27 protein-coding genes, 1 tRNA gene and 1 pseudogene are annotated in these 23908 nt (G+C 52.6%); all 29 read left to right on the top strand.

Annotated features, from left to right (window positions below; genetic code table 11):
• Positions 1-36: 36 nt before the first annotated feature.
• The 29 genes and pseudogenes from DW089_RS02035 (at position 37) to DW089_RS01895 (ending at position 23893) form a co-directional block, all read left to right on the top strand.
• Entirely contained in the window at positions 37-681 is a 645-nt protein-coding gene (locus tag DW089_RS02035; RefSeq protein WP_199614484.1) for a GTP pyrophosphokinase family protein, read from the top strand.
• Positions 678-1361 (top strand): response regulator transcription factor, encoded by a 684-nt coding sequence (locus DW089_RS02030; protein ID WP_118286703.1) that lies wholly within the window; start codon positions 678-680, stop codon positions 1359-1361. Before DW089_RS02035 ends, DW089_RS02030 begins: the two co-directional genes overlap by 4 nt.
• Positions 1362-1373: 12 nt before the next feature.
• Positions 1374-2648 (top strand): cell wall metabolism sensor histidine kinase WalK, encoded by a 1275-nt coding sequence (locus tag DW089_RS02025; RefSeq protein WP_118286702.1) that lies wholly within the window; start codon positions 1374-1376, stop codon positions 2646-2648.
• Positions 2649-2753: 105 nt separating this feature from the next.
• Positions 2754-2978: a preprotein translocase subunit SecG gene (gene secG, locus DW089_RS02020; RefSeq protein ID WP_231086256.1), complete on the top strand. Its 225-nt coding sequence runs from the start codon at positions 2754-2756 to the stop codon at positions 2976-2978.
• 102 nt (positions 2979-3080) lie between these two features.
• Positions 3081-3842, top strand: a complete 762-nt coding sequence (locus tag DW089_RS02015) for a carboxylesterase (RefSeq protein WP_231086255.1) — start codon at positions 3081-3083, stop codon at positions 3840-3842.
• A complete protein-coding gene (locus tag DW089_RS02010; protein ID WP_105325693.1) occupies positions 3814-4230 on the top strand; it encodes a PaaI family thioesterase in 417 nt (138 codons plus the stop codon). The genes DW089_RS02015 and DW089_RS02010 overlap by 29 nt, the downstream gene beginning before the upstream one ends.
• Positions 4223-6673 (top strand): ribonuclease R, encoded by a 2451-nt coding sequence (gene rnr / locus DW089_RS02005; protein WP_105325692.1) that lies wholly within the window; start codon positions 4223-4225, stop codon positions 6671-6673. The genes DW089_RS02010 and rnr overlap by 8 nt, the downstream gene beginning before the upstream one ends.
• Positions 6624-7088 carry an SsrA-binding protein SmpB gene (smpB, locus tag DW089_RS02000; protein ID WP_105325691.1) on the top strand — a complete coding sequence of 155 codons (465 nt, stop codon included), beginning with the start codon at positions 6624-6626 and terminating at the stop codon, positions 7086-7088. The genes rnr and smpB overlap by 50 nt, the downstream gene beginning before the upstream one ends.
• Before the next feature lie 147 nt (positions 7089-7235).
• Positions 7236-7610: a desulfoferrodoxin family protein gene (locus DW089_RS01995; RefSeq protein ID WP_105325690.1), complete on the top strand. Its 375-nt coding sequence runs from the start codon at positions 7236-7238 to the stop codon at positions 7608-7610.
• Between the two features lie 270 nt (positions 7611-7880).
• The gene (locus DW089_RS01990; RefSeq protein WP_105325689.1) at positions 7881-8876 is read left to right on the top strand and encodes a 2-hydroxyacid dehydrogenase; all 996 of its coding nucleotides are present in this window, start codon (positions 7881-7883) and stop codon (positions 8874-8876) included.
• A gap of 249 nt (positions 8877-9125) precedes the next feature.
• A complete protein-coding gene (gene pap, locus DW089_RS01985; protein ID WP_118286701.1) occupies positions 9126-10616 on the top strand; it encodes a polyphosphate:AMP phosphotransferase in 1491 nt (496 codons plus the stop codon).
• A 181-nt stretch (positions 10617-10797) separates the two neighbouring features.
• A complete protein-coding gene (gene pgeF, locus DW089_RS01980; protein ID WP_199614472.1) occupies positions 10798-11568 on the top strand; it encodes a peptidoglycan editing factor PgeF in 771 nt (256 codons plus the stop codon).
• Positions 11569-11585: 17 nt separating this feature from the next.
• Positions 11586-12290, top strand: coding sequence for a YggS family pyridoxal phosphate-dependent enzyme (locus DW089_RS01975; RefSeq protein ID WP_105325686.1), 705 nt, complete (start codon positions 11586-11588; stop codon positions 12288-12290).
• Positions 12291-12323: 33 nt separating this feature from the next.
• Positions 12324-12827, top strand: coding sequence for a cell division protein SepF (locus DW089_RS01970; RefSeq protein ID WP_105325758.1), 504 nt, complete (start codon positions 12324-12326; stop codon positions 12825-12827).
• On the top strand, positions 12815-13636 hold the full coding sequence (proC, locus tag DW089_RS01965; protein ID WP_105325685.1) for a pyrroline-5-carboxylate reductase: 822 nt from the start codon (positions 12815-12817) through the stop codon (positions 13634-13636). The genes DW089_RS01970 and proC overlap by 13 nt, the downstream gene beginning before the upstream one ends.
• 1 nt (position 13637) lies before the next feature.
• Positions 13638-14423, top strand: coding sequence for an RNA-binding protein (locus DW089_RS01960; protein ID WP_105325684.1), 786 nt, complete (start codon positions 13638-13640; stop codon positions 14421-14423).
• Positions 14424-14448: 25 nt separating this feature from the next.
• Positions 14449-15111, top strand: coding sequence for a histidine phosphatase family protein (locus DW089_RS01955; protein WP_118286699.1), 663 nt, complete (start codon positions 14449-14451; stop codon positions 15109-15111).
• Positions 15112-15157: 46 nt separating this feature from the next.
• A tRNA-Asn gene (locus tag DW089_RS01950) sits at positions 15158-15232 on the top strand.
• A gap of 119 nt (positions 15233-15351) precedes the next feature.
• Positions 15352-16185 (top strand): nitroreductase family protein, encoded by an 834-nt coding sequence (locus tag DW089_RS01945; protein WP_231086251.1) that lies wholly within the window; start codon positions 15352-15354, stop codon positions 16183-16185.
• 78 nt (positions 16186-16263) lie between these two features.
• Positions 16264-16749, top strand: coding sequence for an Asp23/Gls24 family envelope stress response protein (locus DW089_RS01940; RefSeq protein WP_105325681.1), 486 nt, complete (start codon positions 16264-16266; stop codon positions 16747-16749).
• A 341-nt stretch (positions 16750-17090) separates the two neighbouring features.
• Positions 17091-17501 (top strand): hypothetical protein, encoded by a 411-nt coding sequence (locus DW089_RS01935; protein WP_105325680.1) that lies wholly within the window; start codon positions 17091-17093, stop codon positions 17499-17501.
• 184 nt (positions 17502-17685) lie between these two features.
• Positions 17686-18627, top strand: a complete 942-nt coding sequence (prmA, locus tag DW089_RS01930; RefSeq protein WP_105325679.1) for a 50S ribosomal protein L11 methyltransferase — start codon at positions 17686-17688, stop codon at positions 18625-18627.
• A 4-nt stretch (positions 18628-18631) separates the two neighbouring features.
• Positions 18632-19366 carry a 16S rRNA (uracil(1498)-N(3))-methyltransferase gene (locus DW089_RS01925; protein ID WP_105325678.1) on the top strand — a complete coding sequence of 245 codons (735 nt, stop codon included), beginning with the start codon at positions 18632-18634 and terminating at the stop codon, positions 19364-19366.
• A gap of 5 nt (positions 19367-19371) precedes the next feature.
• The gene (gene mtaB / locus DW089_RS01920; RefSeq protein ID WP_105325677.1) at positions 19372-20685 is read left to right on the top strand and encodes a tRNA (N(6)-L-threonylcarbamoyladenosine(37)-C(2))-methylthiotransferase MtaB; all 1314 of its coding nucleotides are present in this window, start codon (positions 19372-19374) and stop codon (positions 20683-20685) included.
• A gap of 34 nt (positions 20686-20719) precedes the next feature.
• Positions 20720-21055 (top strand): histidine triad nucleotide-binding protein, encoded by a 336-nt coding sequence (locus DW089_RS01915; RefSeq protein WP_105325676.1) that lies wholly within the window; start codon positions 20720-20722, stop codon positions 21053-21055.
• Between the two features lie 92 nt (positions 21056-21147).
• Entirely contained in the window at positions 21148-21324 is a 177-nt protein-coding gene (gene rpsU, locus DW089_RS01910; RefSeq protein WP_105325675.1) for a 30S ribosomal protein S21, read from the top strand.
• A 26-nt stretch (positions 21325-21350) separates the two neighbouring features.
• Positions 21351-21800, top strand: coding sequence for a GatB/YqeY domain-containing protein (locus DW089_RS01905; protein WP_105325674.1), 450 nt, complete (start codon positions 21351-21353; stop codon positions 21798-21800).
• A 174-nt stretch (positions 21801-21974) separates the two neighbouring features.
• Positions 21975-23456, top strand: a pseudogene (locus DW089_RS01900) (DNA methylase).
• The gene (locus DW089_RS01895) at positions 23453-23893 is read left to right on the top strand and encodes a hypothetical protein (RefSeq protein WP_105325673.1); all 441 of its coding nucleotides are present in this window, start codon (positions 23453-23455) and stop codon (positions 23891-23893) included. Before DW089_RS01900 ends, DW089_RS01895 begins: the two are co-directional and overlap by 4 nt.
• The last annotated feature ends 15 nt before the right edge of the window (positions 23894-23908 follow it).

The raw sequence follows: 23908 nt of genomic DNA, 5'->3' as shown, positions 1-23908 counted from the left end.
TACGGTTTGTACCCCTGAAGGAGGAAACGAAAGGTGATCACAGCAAGTGGAGATGCCTACGGGGACTGGCTTCCTGTCCTGGAAACGGTCCAGACGGACTTGGTTCACCAGATTGAAAAGTATAACCAAGTGGAAAAGCAGCGCAGCGGAGAGATGGCCTATGAGCACCTGATCTACCGGATCAAAAGCGTGGACAGTATGGAAGAAAAATGCCGGCGGAAAGGGCTGCCGGTGAATGCGCATTCTGCCCTGGTGGAGCTTCGGGATGCCATTGGGCTCCGGATTGTGTGCCGCTTTTTGCACGATATCAAGTTAAATATTGACTACATCAAGCAGATTCCTGGCTGCAAGGTGATCCAGGAAAAGGATTATATCCACAATGTAAAACCCAATGGATACCGGTCCTACCATATGATTCTGGAATTGGAGGAGCCGTTCCGGGATGTGGACGGCAACCAGCCTGGGAAGTTTTATGCGGAAATCCAGCTGCGCACCATTGCCATGGATTCCTGGGCCAGCCTGGAACACCAGATGAAATACAAGCATCACATTAAAAATGCAGCCCTGATTGGACAAGAACTGAAGCGCTGCGCGGATGAACTGGCGGCCTGCGACCTGGCCATGCAGACCATCCGGAACCTGCTTCAGGAAGAACCGGAAGGAGAGGAAGAAAACCAGTGAGCAAAATCTTATTGGCAGAAGACGAGAAGGCCATGTCCATGGCGGTCCAGGCCATTTTGACCCATCAGGGTCATGAGGTGGATTTGGCGGCCAACGGACAGGAAGCGGTGGACAAGGCCAGCAAAAATTTATACGATTGCATGGTTTTTGATATTATGATGCCGGTAAAAGATGGCATTACGGCCCTGGAGGAAATCCGGGCCACGGGGGATACCACCCCGGTAATTATGCTGACGGCCAAGGCGGAAGTGGACGACAAGATTCTGGGCCTGGATGCCGGGGCAGATGATTATCTGACGAAACCCTTTGCTATGGGCGAACTGCTGGCCCGGATCCGTTCTTTGACCCGCCGCCAGAGTGAATTCAATCCGGAAAAACTAACTGCTGGGTCCGTGACCCTAAACTGCGGGGAAGGGGAACTGTCCAGCCGCAGTGCGGTCCGGCTGTCACCCAAGGAAACCCAGCTGATGCGGTACCTGATGGTCCATGCGGGAAAGCCCTGTCCCACCCAGCAGCTGCTGGAGCACGTGTGGCAAGAAGAAAAGCAGGAAGATCCGGGGATTGTGTGGATCTACATTTCCTATCTGCGGGAAAAACTGAAGGCCATTGGGGGCAATTTGAAAATTGACGGAAGTCAGGGCGGCTCCTTTACCCTGAAACCCGTGTCCCAGGCCAGCTAAGGAGGTGCTGCAATGAATATGGTGCACCGGCTGCGGCGGAAATTCATTCTCATGGCGCTGATTGCCGTGGTGATTATCCTGACAGGAGCTCTGGGCCTCATCAACGTCATCAGCTATATGAAGATGGAATCAGAAGTGACCACCCTCCTGAACGTCATTGCCCAAAACGGCGGTATGATGCCGGCCCACCAGATTCCGCTGCCTTCGGAAAGCTGGAGCAGCTGGCTCAATGACCCGGAATGGTACAACAATACCCCGGAATTTGCCCACCAGACCCGATATTTCAGCGCCTTTGTGGATGAAACCAACGGCAAGGTCACCCAGCTGAACCTGACCAACATTTCTGCCTTTGACCAGCAGGAAGCCCTGGAAGTCATTGACAAGGTGCTGGAGAACCAACAAAAGCAGGGCGTGTTTAAAAAAGAACGGGCCAGCTATGCCTCTTTGGTTTCCCCCCAGCCTGGCGGGGACTATATGGTAGTAGTGATGGACTGCACCCGGGATGTGGCTGCGGTGGAAGCCTTTATGCGCTACTCGGTGCGCTTTGGGCTTATCTGCGTGCTGCTGTACATCTTGGTGCTGAGCTTTTTGTGCAATTTTGCCATTCAGCCCTTTGTGGAAAATATGGAGAACCAAAAGCGGTTTATCACCAATGCCGGGCATGAGCTAAAAACCCCCATTGCCATTATTTCTGCCAATGCAGAGGCCATGGAACTGCTCAACGGGAAAAGCCAGTGGACGGACAACATCCTGATGCAGGTCAAGCGGCTGACCCGGCTGATCAACGAGCTGATCATGCTGGCCAAAATGGGGGAAAAGAGCCAGTCCAGTTTGACCCTGAAAGATGTGGACGTGTCCGCCCTTTTTACAGATGCAGTGAAGGCCTTTTCGCCCCTGGTGGAAGGGGAAAAGAAAAAGCTGGTGCTGGATATCCCCCCGGATATTCGGGCCCTCTCAGAGGAAAAATATCTCTATGAGGTGTTCACCATTCTCATGGACAACGCGGCCAAGTACTGTGATGATGAGGGGACCATTTGGGCTGTGCTGACCCGAAACGGCAAGCATGGCTTTAAGGCCGCTGTTTCCAACAGTTACAAGGAAGGAGAAGGGGTGGACTACAACCATTTCTTCGAGCGGTTCTACCGGGGAGACGAGTCCCATAATTCCAAGAAGGCCGGCTACGGCATTGGGCTTTCCATGGCAGAAGAAGTGATGAATCTGTTGGGCGGCCAACTGAAGGTGACCTTTGACAAGGGCGTCATTACCTTCACGGTGCAATTCTCCTAACGAGAAGCTTTTTTAGGTAAAGCTTGGGTAAATGTGCCGGGAATGGTTGTCACTGGTGCTCCTTTATGTTACAATAATACAATCTAGAGTGTGGAGGGAATACCTGTGGCTTTAAATATTTTGATGGTACTGGATGTCATCGTCAGCGTTCTTATGATGATTTCTATTTTATTGCAGTCTGGGAAAAGTGCAGGTTTCAGCGGCCTGGGCGGCGGCGAATCCCTGTTTGGCGGCAAACCGACAGACATGGACGAAGCACTGTCCCGTTTTACAGTAGGTCTGGGTTTGGCTTTTGCCATTATCAATGTGGTCATTGCCCGTATCCAGTAATTTACGGCGACTGAATTTGTATATGAGAGCGCACTGTGGCATTGCCTTTTGCAGGTAATGCCCTTTTTGCGTACCAAAATAGGGAACGGGAGGTGTGGCGGCATGGTGATGCCCGGAGCAGAAAGCTACTACTGGGAAGGAAATAACCAGCGGGCCGTACTTTTGGTCCATGGGTTTACCGGAACCCCTGCGGAGCTGCGGGAACTGGGAGAGACCCTGCACCAGCACGGCTATACGGTGTATGGCCTGCGGCTGGCCGGCCATGGTACGGATCCCCGGGAGCTGACAAAAGTAACGTATCCGGAGTGGCTGGACCAGGTGCGGGAAGCAGTAGAAAAGCTGAAGCACCAATGCCGGGAGGTAACGGTCATTGGACTGTCCATGGGCGGGCTTTTGGCTGTGTACGCCGGTACCCTGCCCCAGGTGGACCGGCTGGTGCTGATTTCCACCCCTATTTATCTCTACGACTGGCGCATCCACTTTTTGTGGCTGGCGGACCGGCAGAAGGCCTGGGCGTTGCCCAAGCACCCTCGGGAAATTGATGCCCCGGAACGGTACAATGTGGCCTATTCCTGTATGCCCCTTTTTGGCATTCACCAGCTGGAATGGCTGCTGCTCCTGTGCAAGGGGCGCTGGCTCCGGAAGGTCCAGGTGCCGCTGCTCATTATCCAGTCCCGCACGGACCACACGGTGCGGCCGGAGAGTGCCCGCTACCTGTATGCACACGTTTCTTCCCGGAAGAAAAAGCTGCTGTGGGTGCCCAAGGCCCGGCACGTAATGACCCTCTACAAGGGCCGGGAAAAAATTTATCAAAGCATTTTGCATTTTTTGGAGGATAAAAAATATGAATCTCGCAGATCGTGATACCCTGTGTTTTGGCTGCGGCAAGGACAACCCCATTGGCCTGCATATGCATTTCAAGGTGGACGAGGAAGGCTGCTATGCCAGCTTTGTTCCCCAGCCGGTGCACCAAAGCTATGATGGCCGGATGCATGGAGGCCTTATTTCCACGCTGCTGGACGAAACCATGGGGAATTACCCTTATTTATATGAACATCGGGTGGCCTATACGGCACGGCTGGAGGTGCGCTTCCGTCAGCCGGTTCTGATTGGGGAAAAAATCTCCATCATCACCAAAGTCAAGAAGCGCAAGGGCATTCTGCTGGAAATGACGGGGCAGGTGGTCCGGGAGGACGGGACCATTGCCGCCGAGGCTGATGCCAAGCTGATGTATGAGGAGAAGCATGAATAGAAAAGAACTGGAAGAACAAATTACTGCGTATATGACCGCTAACCCTGCCCCCCTGTCGGCGGACGACCTGCAAGGTGCCATTGCCCTTTCGGACAAGGATCAGGACCTGTATGAGGAGGTCATGAAGGACCTGGAAGAAAACGGGGTAATTGTACGCACCCGTTTTGATACCTTCGGGCTGCCTCAGGCTATGGGCCTGGTTACGGGCCGCTGCCAGGTTACCAGCAAGGGCTTTGGCTTTGTGGTGCCCCTGGTGAAAAATGGGGACCCGGACCTGTTTGTTCCGGCCAATTCCCTGTCCGGGGCCATGGACGGCGATACGGTCATGGCCCGGGTGTCCAAAAGCAGCTTTGACGGACGCCTGGAAGGGAAGGTTATCCGGATTTTGAAGCGGGCCCACCACAAGCTGGTAGGAACCTTCTCCAAGTCCAAGGAATTTGCCTTTGTAATTCCGGACAACAAACGGATTTCCCGGGATATCTATGTGCGCCGGAGAGATTTTAACGGTGCCAAGGATAAGGAAAAAGTAGTGGTGGAAATTACTACCTGGCCGGATGAACGTCGGAATGCTGAGGGTAAGATTGTAGAAATCCTGGGCAAGCAGGGGGACATCGGGCTGGAAATCCTGTCCATTATCAAGGACAACGACCTGCCCACGGAATTCCCAGCCAAGGTCCAGGAAGCCGCCCAGCAGGTGGAAAAGAAAATCAAACCCAAGGAAATTGAAAACCGGAAGGACCGCCGAGACTGGAGCATCATCACCATTGACGGGGTAGATGCCAAGGACCTGGATGACGCTGTGTACGTGGAAAAACAGGGGGACAACTACTTCCTGGGGGTCTACATTGCCGACGTCAGCTATTACGTTCATCCCCATACGGCCCTGGACAACGAAGCCTACGAGCGGGGTACCAGCGTATACCTGGTGGACCGGGTACTGCCCATGCTGCCGGTGGAACTTTCCAATGGCATTTGCAGCCTGAACGAAGGGGAAGACCGGCTGACCATGAGCTGCGAAATGCTCCTGGACGGGAAAACCGGTAAGCTTCTGAGCTATGAGATTGCCCCTGCGGTCATCAATTCCCTGCACCGGATGAACTACGATGATGTCCGGGATATTCTGGTGGAACAGGATCCTGAACTGCGGAAAAAGTACCAGGATATCGTTCCCATGCTGGAAACCATGGCAGAACTCAGCAAGGTACTCAAGAAGCGCCGGGAAAAACGGGGCTCCATCAACTTTGAGCTGCCGGAACAAAAGGTGATCCTGGACGAAAAGAAGCACCCCATTGAAATCAAGCAGCGGATCCGCTCCATTGCGGAAATGATGATTGAGGAATTCATGCTGGCGGCCAACGAAACGGTGGCTGCCCATATGGCCAAAAAGAAACGGCCTTTTATCTACCGGGTGCACGATGTGCCGGACCGGGACAAGATTACGGACCTGGCCAAGCTGATGAGCGTCTTTGGGGTCACCCTGAAAATTGACGAAGACGATATCAAACCCAAGACCTTGGCCAAGGCTTTGGAAAAGGTGGCAGGCAAGCCGGAAGAACGGCTGATTTCTACGGTAGCTCTCCGGAGCATGAAACAGGCCGTGTACCAGCCGGAAAACATTGGGCACTTTGGCCTGGCTGCTACCTACTATACCCACTTTACTTCGCCCATCCGCCGTTATCCGGACTTGATGGTGCACCGGCTGCTGCGGGAGCAGCTGTCCGGCAAGCGTCTGTCCCGGGAAGAAGCGGAAGAAAGAACGGCCAAGCTGGCGCTGATTTCCACCCATTGCTCCACCCGGGAGCGGGCGGCCATTGAAGCGGAACGCCAGACGGTAGATCTTAAAATGGCGGAATATATGCTCCAGTTTGTGGACCAGGAATTTGAAGGAACCATTTCCGGGGTTTCCTCCTTTGGCTTCTTTGTGGAATTGGCCAATGGGGTGGAAGGACTGGTGCATATTTCCAGTCTGACCGATGATTACTATGAATATCTGGAAGGGCAGTATGCCCTGATTGGTGAGCATTTGGGCCATCGGTACCGTTTGGGGGATACTGTAAAGATTCAGGTGCTCCAGGTGAACGTGGCCGAACGGAAAATCGACTTTGTACTGGCCGGGATGCCGGAATACCAGCTGTCCCGGATGCGTCAGGACCTGACCCGGCAGAGCAAGAAGAAGGAAAAACGCCAGACCGGCGGTGCGCTGGATAAGAAGGACCTGATTGCCGGAGAGGCTCCCGCCGGAGACAAGAAGCACAAGAGAAAGAGAAGACGCAAGAAGAAGGGCGGCAATGCAGCCCAGGGTCAAAATACGTCCAATAGCCCCACCAGTACCAAGGCCCCGCTAGAGCAGGGTAAATCCACCAACGGCGGCAGAAGAAGACGGAGGAATCGACATGGAAAAAACGGTGAAGGTCATAGCCGAAAACAGAAAAGCAAGGCATGATTACAATATCCACGAGACCTATGAAACAGGCATTGTCCTGACCGGCACAGAGGTGAAATCCCTGCGCCAGGGGAAAGCCAATCTGAAGGACGCTTACGCGGCCATTACCAAAACCTGCGAGGTCTATTTGTATAATCTGCATATTAGCCCCTATGACCACGGGAACATCTTTAACCATGAACCCCTGCGGGACCGGAAGCTGCTCATGCACAAGCGGGAAATCCAAAAGCTCATTGGCAAGACCAAGGAAAGAGGGTTTACCTTGGTCCCCCTGCAGCTGTACTTTTCCCATGGCCTGGTGAAATGCAAGCTGGCCCTGGCTACCGGTAAAAAAATCTATGACAAGCGCCGGGACATGGCGGAGCGGGCTGCCAAGCGGGATATTGACCGGGCCATGAAGGATCGGAACCGGTAATATATAGTTGTGTATAAATAAGAACATTTATTAAGAAATAGAAATCTGTGGTAAAAACCTTCATTTTGTGTTACTATATAGGTAACATCAATAGATGTTGAAGACAGACATTCAATTGGTTATGGTTATCTATGAGGAGGCTTTATTATGGAACCTAAATTCTTTAAATGTGCCCATTGTGGTCAAATCATTACTTTGGTAAAAGCTACCGGTGTTCCCGTAATCTGCTGCGGCGAAAAAATGGGTGAATTGGTCCCCAATACGGTTGACGCTGCCAAAGAAAAACACGTACCTGTTTATGAAGTGAAGGACGGCGTAGTGAATGTTACCGTTGGCTCTGTGGAACATCCTATGACTGCAGAACATTATATTGAATTCATCGTTTTGGCCACCAAGAATGGCGTACAAAGAAAAGACCTGAAACCGGGCGATGCTCCGAAAGCAGCTTTTGCTCTGGTAGCAGGGGATGAAGTCGAAGGCGTTTACGCTTACTGCAACCTGCATGGTCTGTGGAAAGCCTAAGACCGTGTAATTGGAGAAGCTGTGCAAAAAGGAAATCCATTTTGCACAGCTTCTTTTTTCAGCAGAGCAGCAGTCTGCTGACCTGTTTATGGTACAGACCCTTTTTGGCTAATAAAGTATACATAATCAAAAGTAATTATTTAACTTTTCTATAAATGTATACAAAATACGGAAATTATATTGAAAATAAATTTTTCCATGATAAAATGATACTGAGGGGCGGACTGGTAAAACAGTCCAGCAATAAGTGCATCTACAGGAGGTAATGGTATGAAAGTTTTATGTTATGGAGTTAGAGACGTAGAATTACCGATTTTTGAGGCTTGCAACAAAGATTTCAATTATGAAATCACTTGTATTCCTGAATATCTGAATACGAAAGAATCTGCTGAAAAAGCTAAGGGCTACGAAGCTGTTATCCTGCGCGGCAACTGCTTTGCCAACAAACAGAACCTGGACATCTACAAAGAACTGGGTGTTAAATATCTTCTGACCAGAACTGTTGGTACCGATCATATCGATATTCCCTATGCTAAAGAACTGGGCTTCAAGATGGCCTTTGTTCCTGGCTATTCCCCCAACGCCATTGCTGAATTGGCCGTTACCCATGCTATGATGCTGCTGAGACATCTGGCATACACTACCAGCCAATCCGCCAAAAAGAACTTCGTTGTTGACAGCGAAATGTTCTCCAAGGAAATCCGCAACTGCACCGTTGGTATCGTAGGCCTGGGCCGTATCGGCCGTGTCTGCGCTCAGATTTTCCACGGCATGGGTGCTACCGTAATCGGCGAAGATGTCTTCCAAATCAAAGGCATCGATGACTATGCTACCCAGGTTTCCATGGACGAACTGTTGGCTAAATCCGATATCATTTCCCTGCATGCTCCTTACATCAAGGAAAACGGCAAGGTTGTTACCAAAGAATTCATCAGCAAGATGAAAGACGGCGCTATCCTGGTTAACGCAGCCCGCGGCCAGCTGGTAGATACCGATGCTGTCATCGAAGCCATTGAAAGCGGTAAACTGGGCGGCTTTGCTGCTGATACCCTGGATGGCGAAGCTGAACTGTTCGGCAAGAACTTTGGCGACAAAGAAATCCCCAATGCGCAATTTGCCAAACTGGTAAGCCTGTACCCGAAAGTCCTGATCTCCCCGCATCTGGGTTCCTACACTGATGAAGCCGTGAAGAACATGGTGGAAACCAGCTATCAGAACCTGAAAGATTACGTGGAAACTGGCGATTGCAAGAACAAAATCAAATAATTTTGCCTCGCTTAAAGGAGCTGCGAAAAATGAGCAATCATTTTTCACGGCTCCTTTTTTATGGAACCCAGAAAAATTCCTGCTCACTTTCCATAGAAAACCGTACAATTTCGGAGTAAATAGGAAGAAACATGGAAGTATTTGTAATAAAGTTTGGTCCTGAAAAACCAAAAGCATGGTATAATATAAAGATACATGGCATAGGAATTACACGCACCGCCTGATTCCCTGCCGGAGGGAGGAATGCTCATGCTGGACAAGATTGATTTGGACACTAAGGTTTCTAAAAAAGAGTATACGGATAAAATGGAGGAAGAAACCAATCGGCTGGGGTTTTTGCAGCGGTCTCTGCGGGATGCAGGGGTACCTGTGATTATTCTGTTCGAAGGCTTTCGGGGGACCTTCCGCAGCGAGCTGATCAGCAAGGTGATTTCTGCATTGGACCCTCGTGGTTTTCGGGTATTTTCTGCTTCTAAGACCACGGACGCCCAAAAGGAAAGTCCTTTCTTTACCCAATTCTGGAATGAACTGCCGGCCAAGGGGCATATTGCCATTCATCACAGGGCCTGGTATTTTCTGTGCAATGAGCATTTGGTAGGGGACCCGGACGAAGCGGCTTCCTGGTACAATGTTTCCTACGAGGAAATCAATACCTTTGAAAAAGAACTTACCGATGGCGGTTATACCATCATCAAGATATTTACCCATATCTCCAAAAAGCAGCAGAAGGAAAACCTGGAAAAGGGACCTTCCGATAGCAGCTTGTGGGAAAAGCTGACGCCTTCCGGCATTGAGGGCATCGACTACAATGCCTACCGGGAGGTATACGAGAAGATGCTGGCGGCTACGGATACCAGCGTGGCTCCTTGGCACATTATTCCCATGGAAGACAAAAAGACCGGGACGGAAGCTGTATTCCAGGTGCTGATTGCTTGTATGGAAAAGGCCCTGCGGCAGAGCCAGCTGAAGGTGCAGCGGGATATTGCCCCGGTGAAGGATCCTTCGGTGCCGGATATTTTGGCTACTTTTGATCCCAACCAGCCCATGGATTCGGACGAATATGACAAGAAACTGAAGAAATGCCACAAGCGTCTGGGTGAATTGCAGGTGGAGCTGGCCAAACGGAAAATCAGCACCATTATTGCCTTTGAAGGGCAGGATGCCGGCGGCAAGGGCGGCGCCATCAAGCGCTTGTCGGAATCCTTTGATCCCCTGGGCTACCAGGTGAATCCTGTAAGCGCTCCCAACGAGTGGGAGAACCAGTTCCACTATCTGTGGCGGTTCTGGACCAAGATTCCCCGCCCAGGCGAGATTGCCATCTTTGACCGTACCTGGTATGGTCGGGTGCTGGTGGAGAGAATTGAGCATTTTGCCACCAATCCAGAATGGCGCCGGGCCTATGGGGAAATCCAGGACATGGAAGCCCAATGGGTGAAGCAGGGCATTATTGTGCAGAAATTTTGGATGCACATTGACCAGGATGAGCAGTTAAAGCGGTTCCAGGACCGGGAGAATGATCCCAACAAGACCTGGAAGATTACCCCGGACGATTGGCGGAACCGGTCCAAATGGGATGCCTACGTGGATGCGGTAAACGAAATGATCTACCGGACGGATACCCCTGAGGCACCCTGGACGGTGGTGGAAGCCAACAACAAACTGTACGCCCGGATCAAGGTGTTGGAAACGGTGATTGCCCGGATGGAAGCGGCTCTGGCCAAGGCGGGACAAAAGGCGTAAATTTCTTTGGAACCCCGTGGTTTTGGACGGGATTTTCTGGCTTTTCGTTTTACAAACGCCAAAAAAAACAGTACAATGGAAGTTACTGAAAGCAAGTTTTCGGTAACTTCCATTTTTATATAACTCCAAGGGGAAACGAGGTGGGAGCGTGGCTCCATTTGCAATACGAGAAAAAGACGGCTTGCGCTTTAGCTATTTCCCAGCCTGGGAAAAACTGGGCGTTGGCCATGCTTTTACCTGCCGTACAGGCGGGGAAAGCGATAATTTGGAAGGCATTTTGAATATGGGCCTGCACTCAGGGGATAACCCGGAGAAGGTGGTCCGCAACCGGCAGAAAGTGGCCAAGGCACTGGGCTTTGACCTGAACCGGACGGTCACCTGCAACCAGGTGCACAGCACCCACATTGTGCGTGTGACAGAGGCGGATGCAGGCAAAGGGGCGTTTACCTATGAAGATACCTTGCCCCAAACGGACGGTCTCATTACGGACTGCCGGAACCTGCCTCTTTTATTGGTATTTGCCGACTGTGTCCCTATTCTACTGGTGGATACCTGCAGCAATGCCATCGGCCTAGTTCATGCCGGGTGGCGGGGCAGCGTGGCAGGTATTGCTAAGAAAGCAGTAGAACAGCTGGCAGAAGCCTTTGGCTGCCAGCCCCATAATCTAGCTGTGGGCATCGGGCCTTCCATCGGTCCCTGCTGCTACGAAGTGGACGAGGCCGTACGGTCCCAGGCAGAAGCCTATGCCTCCTGTTTTACACCGGGTCGGGAAGGACACTACCAGCTGGATCTGTGGAAAATGAATACCCTGCAGCTGCTGGAGGCCGGCGTGCCTCAGGAGATGATTTTCCGGTCCGATTATTGTACCTGCTGCCATCAGGGAGACTTTTTCTCCTACCGTGGCGAGCATGGCAAGACCGGGAGACTGGCGGGCATTTTGTTTAGAAAATAGGAAGGGAGAGAGAGCCTATGTTACAGGAAAATTTGGCGAAGGTACAGGCCAAGGTTCAGGAGGCTCTTGCCAATCGCAAGGAAAAGAAAGCAACGGGGGATAAGGTGACCATTTTGGCGGTGACCAAAAATCATCCTCCGGAGATTGTAACGGAAGCACTGGCGGCAGGGCTGACGGATGTGGGGGAAAACCGGGTCCAGGAAGCCATGCACAAGCAGGAGGTACTGCCTCCTGGTGGTGTTTGGCATTTGATCGGCCACCTGCAGACCAACAAGGCCAAGCATGCGGTGGAGCATTTTGCCATCATTGAATCGGTGGACAGCGAAAAGATTATGCAGCATCTGGATAAGGAAGCGGCCGCCCTGGGCAAGGTTCAGGATGTGCTGCTCCAGATCAACGAAGCTGGGGAAGAACAAAAGAGCGGCTTTGCACCGGAGGAATTCCGGGCCGTTATTCCCAAGCTGGGGAACTATCCCCACCTCCGGGTCCGGGGCGTTATGGTGATTGCCCAGGCAACGGACCAGGTGGAAGAAACCCGTCCTGTCTTTGCGGCAGGCTATCAGGATTTCCTGTACCTGAAAAACCAGCTGCAATCCCCTGCCTGTGACACCTTGTCCATGGGCATGACCCACGACTACTGGGTAGCAATCGAAGAAGGAGCCAATGAAATCCGGGTAGGTTCCGCACTGTTTGGCGCCCGGGATTACTCACTAAAATTTTAAGATGGAGCGGTGGACTGCATGAATTTCGACTTTATGAGAAAAATTACGGAATCCCTTGGCTTTTATAAGGAAGAAGACAAACCGGAAATGGACGGCGGGGAAGAACTGCGGGATGAGGACAGCAAGGTGGTTCCCATTTTTGGCAGACACAGCCAGCCGGAAACCAGTTATGAAGAAAGCAGACGGGAGGTACCCCCTGTGGAAAATCGCAATAACGATGCGGACAAGGTCATGTCCATGCCTGTAAACCGCAATCCGGTCAGTGTGGTGGTAATTGAACCCATTGACTTCAATGATTCCCAAAAAATGGCGGACTATCTGTGCAAAAACCAGCCGGTGGTCATCAATTTCGAAGATACGGATCCCGACGTGCGCAAGCGCATTGTGGACTTTGTCAGCGGCACCATTTATGCCTTGGACGGCACCGTCAAGAAAATTGGCCGGAATATCCTGGTCTGCGCGCCTCCTAATATTGACATCGATACGGAAAATACCAATTACGTAGAGGAAGAAGGGAATTCTCCTTGGGAACAATAAATACTATCGCCAAAATTGCCTTTATTGGCTGCGGCGCCATGGGTGAGGCTATTTTAAAGGGGCTGCTCCAGGGCGGTTTGGTAAAGAAGGGACAAGTGGCGGCTGGCGTACCTACGGCAGCCCGTCAGGAATATCTGCAAAACACCTACGGTATTACGGCTGTAGGGGATAATGCAGCAGCTGTCCAGGGGGCGGATTTGGTGATCCTGGCCGTAAAGCCCCAAATGGCAAAAGCGGCTGTAACGGACGACCTGCGCAAGGCAATGGCCCCGGAGGCCCTGGTGGTGTCCATTATGGGCAGCTATGATATTGCCATGCTCCACGACCTGGTGCCCGGCCACCGGGTAATCCGCTGTATGCCCAATACGCCCCTTGCGGTGGGCATGGGTATGACTGCCATTACCGGCGATGACAAGGCTTCGGCAGAGGACTTGGAGCTGACGGAAGCTATTTTTGCCTCCTGCGGCCAGGTGGTCCGGGTGGACGAAAAAGCCATGGAGGCCATTACGGCCATCAGCGGCTGCGGCCCCGGCTATTTCTTTGTGGTCATGGATGCCCTGGCAGATGCCGGGGTGATGGCAGGGCTGCCCCGGGCTTTGTCCATTCAGCTGGCAGCTGCCACCATGGCAGGCAGCGGGGTGATGGCCCTGAAAACCGGCGTGCATCCGGCCCAGCTCCGGGATCAGGTAACGTCCCCTGGCGGCACTACCATTGCCGGCATCAAGGCACTGGAAAATCATGGAGTGAGAGGAGCGTTCTACGATGCAGTGCAGGCCGTCCTTGACCGCAGCGCTGCACTCAAAAAATAAGATGGCAGATCGAGAGAAAATTTTACGCTACTTTAAGGCCGGCGGAGACGCCGAATTGGCCAGCCAGCTGCTGGATTTGGCTGAGGGGGCCCGGAAAAGCCGCCGTTATAAGGTAACCGGCTTTTTGGATCCCCATGAACAGAATGTGGCAGAAATTATTGCTGCCAACTTTCCCAATATCCGGGTGGAATTAAACGGCGGGTTCCAGAATGCGGAACGCCTGCGGGCTGCTTTTGTCAGTGAAGAGTTCTACGGCCAGCCGGATTTCGCCATTACTCCCCTGCAAATCACCTGGGACAAGCGGTATTACGATATCGGTCACCGGGACGTGCTGGGCGCCTTTATGGGCCTGGGGTGCAAGCGGGAAATCATGGGTGACATTGTATTTAACGAAGAAGGCGGGCAGATAGTGGTGGATACGGCCATGAGCAATTTCGTGGTGACCAATCTGACCAAAATCGGTGCCGCCACTGTAGAAGTCCGGGAAATTGCTTTTGCGGACTTGCAGGAAAAGGAACAAAAAATCAAATTGATTTCGTCTACGGTAGCCGCTTTGCGGCTGGACGCCGTGGCTGCTGCGGGCTATGGGGTTTCCCGTTCCCGGATGGCAGATGAAATCAAGGGTCAGAATGTGCGGCTGAATTGGCAGGACGCCAAAAGTCCGTCCCAGACCGTCAAAGAAGGGGATATTATTTCCTTCCGGTCCCGGGGCAGGGTGGAACTGTCCGAAGTACGGGGCACCACCAAGAAGGGCCGTTTTGCCATTACCCTGAAACGGTATATCTAACCGTCAGCAGCGAGGGAGGAACACCATGATTATCCTGATTCGGCATGGGGAAGCAGATCATCATGTGCAGGCATTGACCGGGGGCTGGACCGACTCGGCCCTGACTGAAAAAGGCTGCGGCCAGTTCAAGAAACTGGCGGACTGCCTGGCCCGGGACTTTGCCGGCCATACGCCCCCTAGGATTGTGACCAGCGACCTGAAGCGGGCCCGAATGGGCGGCGAAATGATTGCAGAAAGACTGGGTGCTTCAGGGGTGGAGTCCTATGCCTTCCTTCGGGAGAAGAACAATGGCCGGGCAGCTGGCCTTTCTCTCAAGGAATCCAAGGCCTTTTACCACCCGCCGGTAACCGGCCGGGAGCTGGACCATATCAATTACGAGGGTGGAGAAACCCGCCGGCAGTTTTACCAGCGCACGGTGGAAGGCTTCAAGAAGCTTATGGAGGAGCCTGGGGACCTGATTATTGTATCCCATAAGGGAACCATCCAGAACATGATTTTTTATTGGCTGGGCCTGGATATCCAGGAGGTGGCCGATAAACAGATTTCCTTTGATATTCTTCCGGCATCCTTAACGGTGTTGGGCATCAATAAATGGGGGGAAAGAACGCTCTTTGCCTTGAATGATACCGGCTATCTTCATGACCAGGGTATGTTCCAACTTTTTTCTTATCCTTTTTTAAAAAAGTAGTTGACAGGATAGGCACTTTCGTGTAGAATAATCTTCGTTGAGAGATTCCCCGATAGCTCAATGGTAGAGCACTCGACTGTTAATCGAGTTGTTGTAAGTTCGAGTCTTACTCGGGGAGCCATTTAAAAATATGCCGGACGGATGTCCGGCTTTTTTTGGATTTATAAGCAAATTGAAATCATTTTTAAAACAATTCGCAGTATAGTTAAATGAGTACTGCGCTGACAGTAAGAATTTGAGGTGTTATATTTGGTTGGTATAATAACGGTCGATCAAGACAAGTGCATTAATTGCGGGATATGTTCCAACGTTTGCCCCAGCTGCATTTTGGAAATGAACCAAAGCGAAGGCAAAAAAGGCCCGGTTTGCATCAATGATATGTCCTGTATGTCCTGCGGCCATTGTGTTTCTGTTTGCCCTACGGGCGCCCTGGACAACTCCCGCTGCCCCTACGAGGAAACGGATCCGGTTCCTACGTCAGTACTAGATAAAAAATCCGCCTATGATTTTATGCGTATGCGCAGAAGCATCCGGAATTTTAAGGATGAACTGGTCAGCGAAGAAAAGATTACCGAGCTGCTGGATATTGCCCGGTACGCTCCTACTGCTGCCAATTCCCAAGGTTTGTACTACATTGTGGTATCTGACCGGGAATTGATCCAAAAGATTACCGACTGCGTGGCTGATTGGATGCAGGAAGAAATCGACAGAAAAGCTCCCCAGCGCCGGTACTATCTGAAGGTGCTGGAAGTATACCGGGAGCGGAAAATCGACATTATTGGCCGCAATGCCAAGCAGCTGATTTTCGCCCTGGCCCGGAGACTGAACATGACCGGCATCAGCAACTGCGAACAGGCATGGGCCTACGCTGAATTGTATGCACCCACCCTGGGTCTGGGTACCACCATTATGGGCTTCATTCAGACCTGTGCCCAGGCTGATTACCAGCCGCTGCGGGAACTGTTGAACGTTCCGGCCAAACAGGTGGTGGTGGGCACCCTTTTGGTAGGGTATCCCAAGTATAAATACAATCGTTTGCCCAATCGGCAGCATTTGAAAGTGGAATTCCGTTAAGCGCTGCGGCGCTGTAAGAAGGGAGGAGGACGCAAACCATTGTCCTTCTCCCTTTCTGTATTGTAAGGAGGGATTGGTATGATTCAAGGCAAAACCATCATCAGTGAAGAAGTCTTTACGGAACTTGTGCGGATTGCTGTAGGTAAGGTGGAGCACGTATCTTTGACCTTAAATGAAGGCGGCTCTTTCTTTTCCCTGGCCAAACGGATGACGGACAAGATTACGTCCCAGATTGCCGTAAAGAAAACGGATGCGTCCGTGGAAGAAAGCGGCACGGTGAAAAAAGGCCATGTGAGCTTTGAGGTGAAGGTCAGCGTGGAATACGGGGCCAATATCCCTGAAGTGGTGGAAGCCCTGCGGGAAGCAGTAGTGCGGGAAACGGTTGCCATTACCGACTACGCCGTAGATGCCGTGGATGTAGTGGTGGTGAGGCTAGTTCAGCCCCAACCCGAACCGGAAGCTGTAGAAGCAGAGGAAGTGCCGGCAGAAGGGGAAGAAGCGGCGGCTGAAACTGTGGAAGAAACTGCGGAAGAACAGCCGGCTGCGGAAACTGCAGAAGAATAAGTGCGGGAAAAGGATGCGCCAAGGCGCATCCTTTTTGGCGTCCTGGGGGTATGCGGTCCGCTGCTTTAAAAGGGAAGCCCAAAAGTTTGCAATTGGCAAAGCGGGGGACAAAGGCAGGTACGGATCCCTATTTTGTGTATAAATTGATACGAAATGGGAATGTTTTCTTGCAAAAAGCCTGTGGTTAGTAAAGAATTGACTGTGAAAAGAAAAACATTGCAAAATGTTAAATCTCTGCTATACTAGAAGACGTTAGAAGCTGGGAAAATGGATTTGTTTATGCATAAAAGGTATAGCGCTGCTGCTTTTCTCCAGGAAGTGCGGCAGTGGAGGAGAACAGCATGAAGGCTTTAAAGAACCGGAAAGACATTCATAAATTCGCCAAAAAATATCTGATCCTGTACAAGGACCCCATGACCCCCATTGATGTGGTGGAGGAAAGCGTCTTTGGAGAGGAATGCACTGCCCTGGGCTTCAAAGCGGACCAGGGAAAGGGCTTTAGCAAGGCGTATTCCAAAGGAGCTTACCAGGATTGGGAAACCCTGGAACAGGTGATTTTTCAGATAGAGGATCCCCTTCTCCTGGGCAGCGGCATCTACTCCCGCTGGCTTCAGGTGACGGAGCATTCTCTCAGCGAATACGTCCTGGATGACAAGAACCTGCCCTGGTTCCTGTTGGCCCTCAAGCGGTTAAAGCAGCTGACCAAAAAGGAAGAGAAACTGGCACAGGCTATGCAGGAAAAATCAGCGTAAAATCAGGCCCTCGGGCTGCGGAGCAATCTGCGGTGCGGGGGCTTTCGTGTCCCTTAGGGGCGGGGTCCGTGACGGACGGGGAAAAATAAGGTATAATATAATAATTGCGCATAAATAGACAGCAGCTCCAGAAAGGTCTGGAAAGCTGCTGAGAAGTTTGTTTGGAAGACAAAGGAGAATGCAAATGGAAACTTGGCTGCAAGTCAGCTTGAAAGTCACTCACGAAGCGGTGGAAGCGGTAGCCGAACTGCTGCGGGAAGTGGGCGCCAGAAATGGCGTGGAAATTGAAGACCCCCTGCTGCTCAATGAGCTGCGGGAACACGCCACCTGGGAACTGTGCGATATTCCTGCCCAGGAAAATACGGAAGTGGTGACGGTAACGGCCTACTATCCGGAAAACCAGGAGCTTCAGCAGCGCCTGGAGGCCATTGAAAACGGTATGCAGGAAATTGAAGCTCGGCTGGGCAAGTGCCGGTTTGGGGCCACCTTGTTCCGGCAGATTAGCGAAAAGGACTGGGCCAATCAGTGGAAGCAATTCTTCCACACCAAACGGGTAGGGAAGAGAACGGTGATTAAACCCACCTGGGAAACCTATGAACCCCAGGAAGGGGATTTGGTCATCTCCCTGGATCCGGGGATGGCCTTCGGTACCGGCACCCACGCCACCACCAGTATGTGCATCCAGCGGCTGGAAGAGCTGGTGAACCCGGATTGCACGGTATTTGACGTAGGTACCGGCAGCGGGATTTTGGCCATGACGGCCGCCCTTTTGGGTGCCAAAACTGTGGAAGCGGTGGACATCGACGCCAAGGCTGTAGAAGTGGCCAAGGAAAATATTGCCCTAAACGGCCTTTCCGACAGAATTGACGTAAAGCAGGGGAACCTGCTGGACGATACCAATGGTCAGGCGGATATTATCATCGCCAACATTATTGCGGACATCATCATTCTGGTGCTGCCGGAGGTAGCTGCCAAACTGGCTCCTGGCGGTAAGTTCCTGGCCAGTGGCGTCATTGAAGAACGGTTCCCGGATGTGGAAGCAGCTGCTAAGGAGCAGGGCTTCCAGATTCTTCAGGTCAGCCGGAAAGCTGGCTGGACCGCCATTACCATGGGCAGGGAGGCATAAGGCTGTGTATCGTTTTTTTGTACCCCGGAATTTTGCACCGGAAATGGTTATTGACGGGCAGGATGCCCACCACATTTCCCACGTGCTGCGGATGAAGGCTGGGGATCAGGTGCAGATTGTCAGCCTGGACCAGGTAACGGCCCTGATGGAAATTACCGGCTTTACGGAGCATCAGGTGGCGCTGTCCCTGGTAGAAAAAATTGAACGCTGCCACGAACCCTCGGTGCAGGTAACCCTGATCCAGGGCCTGCCCAAGCAGGACAAGCTGGAATGGGTTATCCAAAAGGCCATTGAGCTGGGGGTGACGGCCATCCAGCCGGCTGTGATGGACCATTCGGTGGTAAAGCTGGACCCTGTTAAGGTCGAAAAGAAGCTGGAACGGTGGCAGAAAATTGCCGAGGCAGCGGCCAAACAAAGCAAGCGGGATATCATTCCCCAGGTGCTGCCGGTGAGAGCTTTTAAAGAAGTACTCCAGGGCTGTACGGCAGAACTGAAAATCATTGCTTACGAAGTAGAGGACGGGCAGGGCATTCGCCAGGCTCTTCAGGTACAGCAGGAGGCCAAGACGGCGGCCCTGATTATTGGCCCCGAGGGGGGCATCAGCAAGGACGAGTTCGCCCTGAGCCAGAAGCTGGGCTGGGCGTCCGTCAGCCTGGGGCCCCGGATTATGCGCACGGAGACCGCCGCCCTGGCGGCCCTTACGGCCATCATGTACGAAACAGGAAATTTGGGAGGATAAGATAGATGAAAAAAATAGCTTTTTATACCTTGGGCTGCAAGGTAAACCAATCGGATACTGCATCCATGGAGAAATTGTTCCGGGAAGCCGGCTTTACGATTGTGGATTTTGAGCAGCCTGCGGACATCTATCTGATCAATACCTGCGTGGTGACCAATATGGGTCAGAGCAAGTCCCGGAAGATGATCCGCCGGGCAGCCAAACGGGACCCCAAGCCGCTTATCGTGGTAACGGGCTGCTATCCCCAGACTTCCCCTGACGAGGTAGCCCATATTGACGGAGTGGACCTGCTCATTGGCAACCAGGACCGGAGCAAGGTGGTGGAGCTGGTGCAGCAGCGGCTGCAGGAGGATGAAGCGGAGCAAGCTGTACCCTTAAACGCTGTTCACGAGCTGCCCATTGGCCGGAGCTTTGAGGCTATGGAAGCGGCCGTGGACGAAAGCCGGGACCGGGCGTTCCTGAAAATCCAGGAAGGCTGCGACCAATACTGCTCCTATTGCATCATTCCCTACGCCAGAGGTCATCTCCGTTCCCGTTCCCTGGAAAGCATCCGTGAAGAAACCCAGCGGCTGGTGGATCAGGGCTTTAAGGAAATCGTGTTGCTGGGCATCCATCTGGGCTGCTACGGCAAGGAAGACGGCCAGGGCTACCGGCTGTCCGATGCGGTAAAGGCCGCCCTTTCCGTACCGGAGGTGCGCCGGGTACGCCTGGGCTCTTTGGAATCCGTGGAGGTGGAAGACGCATTGCTTCAGGTGATGCAGGAAGATTCCCGGCTGTGTGCCCATCTCCATCTGCCCTTGCAGGCGGGCTGTGACGCTACGTTAAAACGGATGCATCGTCCCTATACCACCGCAGACTTTGCAGGTCTCCTGGAGCGGATTCGCAGCCTGGTGCCGGGGGTAGCCATTACCACCGACGTCATTGTAGGCTTCCCGGGAGAAACGGAAGAAGATTTCCAGGCCTCCTTGGACTTTATCCGCAGCTGCCAGTTCAGCAAGATCCACATTTTTCCCTATTCCCAAAGAAAGGGAACGCCGGCAGCGGTGATGCCCGGCCAGCTCTCCAACAAGGAGAAACAGGAACGGGTGCACCGGCTGGAAGTGATTGACGCCGAAGGTCACGAAGCCTTCCGGAAAACCCTGCTGGGGGCGGAATCCTCTGTCCTGTGGGAGCAGGTGAACAAGGAAGGGTACTGGGAAGGCTTGACCCCTGGCTATATTCGGGTGTATACCCACAGTGACCAGGATCTGGAAGGAAAAATAACCCCAGTTCGGCTGGATTCTCTATTTGAAGACGGCATGAACGGTGTTATAATATAAAAGTACCAAATTTTAGTCGGCAGGGGGTGAAATTATGTCAGATTGTATTTTTTGCAAGATTGTTGCAGGTGAAATTCCCAGCGAGCGGGTCTATGAAGATGACAAGGTCATCGTAATCAATGACTTGAACCCGGGTGCGCCCGTTCATGTCCTGATTATCCCCAAGGAACATTCGGAAAACATTTTGACGGCATCCCCCGAGGTGCTGACTCATGTTCAAAAGATTCTTCCTGAGATTACCAAGAAATTGGGTATTTTGGAAAAAGGGTTCCGTGTTGTGGTGAACACTGGCGCAGAAGGCGGACAAACGGTTCCCCATCTGCATTTCCATGTCTTGGGAGGAAAGGAATTAGGCTGGCCTCCCTGCTAATGTTGTTGACAGAGACGCCTGGTTTAATGTATAATGGCTAGGTGTTAATGTTAAAACACTTCCCGAAAGAGATCGTGGAGGGAGGGATATAGATGACTGAGATTAAAGTTGGCAAAACTGAATCTTTGGACAGCGCACTGCGTCGTTTCAAACGTGCTACGCAGAAAGCTGGCGTTCTGTCCGAAGTAAGAAAGCGCGAACACTACGAAAAGCCCAGCGTAAGACGCAAGAAAAAGTCTGAAGCTGCCAGAAAACGCAAATCCAGATAATCATTTTATGATTTGGGGGCTTTAAGGTGTCTTTACGAGAAATCTTACAAACCGATATGAAGCACGCCATGAAGGATCGGGAAAACGGCAAATTGCAGTTGACCGTTCTGCGTATGGTATGGGCTGCCATTCGGAATAAGGAAATTGACGAAAAGACAGAGCTGAAAGATGACGCTGTCATGGCTGTCATTATGAAAGAAATTAAGCAGAGAGAAGATACCATCCAAGAAATCAAGGATGCCAATCGTCCTGAAATGGTAGAGAAAAATGAGCAGGAAATTGCCATTTTGAAAAAGTATCTGCCCCAGCAATTAAGCGACGACGAACTGAAAGAAATCGTTCAAGCCGCCATTGCCAAGACGGGTGCCAAATCCATGAAGGATATGGGGAAGGTAATGGGTACGGTAATGGCCCAGACCCAAGGCCGGGCTTCTGGCCAGCGGGTAAATGCCATTGTCAAAGCTCTCCTGCAATAAGCGCAAAACAAAGGGTCGTGGCTTAGGTCACGGCTCTTTTTTTGTGCCCTTTTGGGCTGCTGCGGGAAAGCAGCTGCAAAGGGGGCTTGTCTTACCCTGGGGGTTTATGCTATAGTATAAACGAACAAATGTTCGAATAAGTTATAATAAACGAACAAAGAGTGAGGGAGTACTATGGCGAAAGGAAAGGTCTATGCGGCCATTGACTTAAAATCTTTTTATGCTTCGGTGGAATGTGTGGAACGGGGGCTGAATCCCTTGGATGCGTGCCTGGTGGTGGCGGATCAGTCCCGGACGGATAAAACCATCTGCTTGGCGGTTTCCCCGGCTCTCAAGGCCCGTGGGGTACCTGGACGGCCCCGTTTGTTCGAGGTAATCCGGCAGGTGGGGGAAATCAATGCGGACCGGCGGGCCATGGCGCCGGGGCGGCACTTCCAGGGAGAATCGGCTTCCGACCGGGTACTGAAGGCGGATCCTTCCCAGAAATTGACCTATATTACGGCGATGCCCCGGATGGCGCTTTATATGGAGTACAGTGTCCGGGTCTACGGCGTATATCTGCGCTTTTTGGCTCCGGAAGATATCCACGTGTATTCGGTGGATGAGGTGCTGCTGGACTTGACCCCTTATTTGGAAACCTATGGGCTGACGCCCTATTAGCTGACCCGGAAGCTGGTCCAGGCGGTGCTTCAGGAAACGGGGATTACGGCTACGGCCGGCATTGGTACCAACCTGTACCTGTGCAAGGTGGCCATGGATATTGTAGCCAAGCATCTGCCCGCAGGAAAGGACGGGGTGCGCATTGCGGCCCTGACGGAGGAAAGTTACCGGGAAAAGCTGTGGGAGCATCGGCCGCTTACCGATTTTTGGCGGATTGGTCCGGGGATTGCCCGGAAGCTGGCCCAGTACGGGATGTATACCCTGGGGGATGTGGCCAGGATGTCCCTTGTGGACGAGGACCTGCTGTACCGGCTGTTTGGGGTCAATGGGGAGCTGCTCATTGACCATGCCTGGGGTTGGGAACCCTGCACCCTGGAGGACATCAAAAAATACACCCCCCAAAGCTCCAGCCTGGGGTCAGGGCAGGTGCTCCAGCATGCCTATACAGCAGAGCAGGCGGGGCTGATTGTTTGGGAAATGGCGGATCAGTTGGCCCTGGACCTGGTACGCAAGGGCCTTGTAACGGACCGGCTGGTGCTGCATTTGGGCTATGACCGGTCCAACCTGGAGGACTTGGAAAGGCTGCGCTCCTACCGGGGGCGGGTGGCCCAGGACCATTATGGCCGGCTGGTGCCCTTTCCGGCCCGGGGCACCCAGGCACTGCTCCAATACACGGCCTCCGGGCAGGTGCTTACCCAGGAAGCCCTGGCGCTGTATCGGAAAATTGTGGATCCCCAGCTGCTGCTCCGCAAGGTGAGCCTTACGGCAGAACGGGTGCTGCCAGTTTCCCAGGAGCGCAGCCGGCCCCAGGAAGCGGATTTGTTTGCCCAGGAGGAATCCGCCTGGCAGGATCCCTTTAAGGAATACCGGCTCCAGGAAACGGTACTGGCTTTAAAGGAGCGGTTTGGCAAAAACTCCATTTTAAAGGGCAGCAATCTGTGTGCCGGCGGCATGACCATAGAACGCAACCAGCAGGTAGGGGGGCATCGGGCATGAAACGGTATCAGGATATGCTTGCGCTGCCCCATCCGGAGAGCCCCAGACGCCGCAAGCTGTCCCGCTCCCAGCGGGCGGCCCAGTTTATGCCCTTTGCAGCCCTTACCGGGTACGAAGAACTGGTGGCCGAGGAGGCCCGGCTTACCCAGGCCCAGCGGGAGCTGGACGAGACTGAAAAGGAACGGCTGGACCGGCAGCTCCAATGGGTGGGCTTGGAATTGCAGCAGGGCCGGCAGCCCCTGCTGCTGCTTACGTACTTTCAGCCGGATGCCCATAAGGAAGGCGGGCGGGAGCTGGTACTTCAGGAGCAGGCGGTGAAATTGGATACTTTTCGGAAAAGAATTTTGCTGAAAAGTGGGAAATGGGTCCCCATAAAACGGATTTTGGAACTAAAACTGGGTGCTTTAAACGAAAAAATACCCGATGGTACGCTTTAAATACCCGATGGCCCA

Origin of the sequence: Acidaminococcus sp. AM05-11, assembly GCF_003472805.1 — a bacterium.
Classification (GTDB): Bacteria; Bacillota; Negativicutes; order Acidaminococcales; family Acidaminococcaceae; genus Acidaminococcus; species Acidaminococcus hominis.
This window is presented reverse-complemented; position numbering and strand designations above follow the sequence as displayed.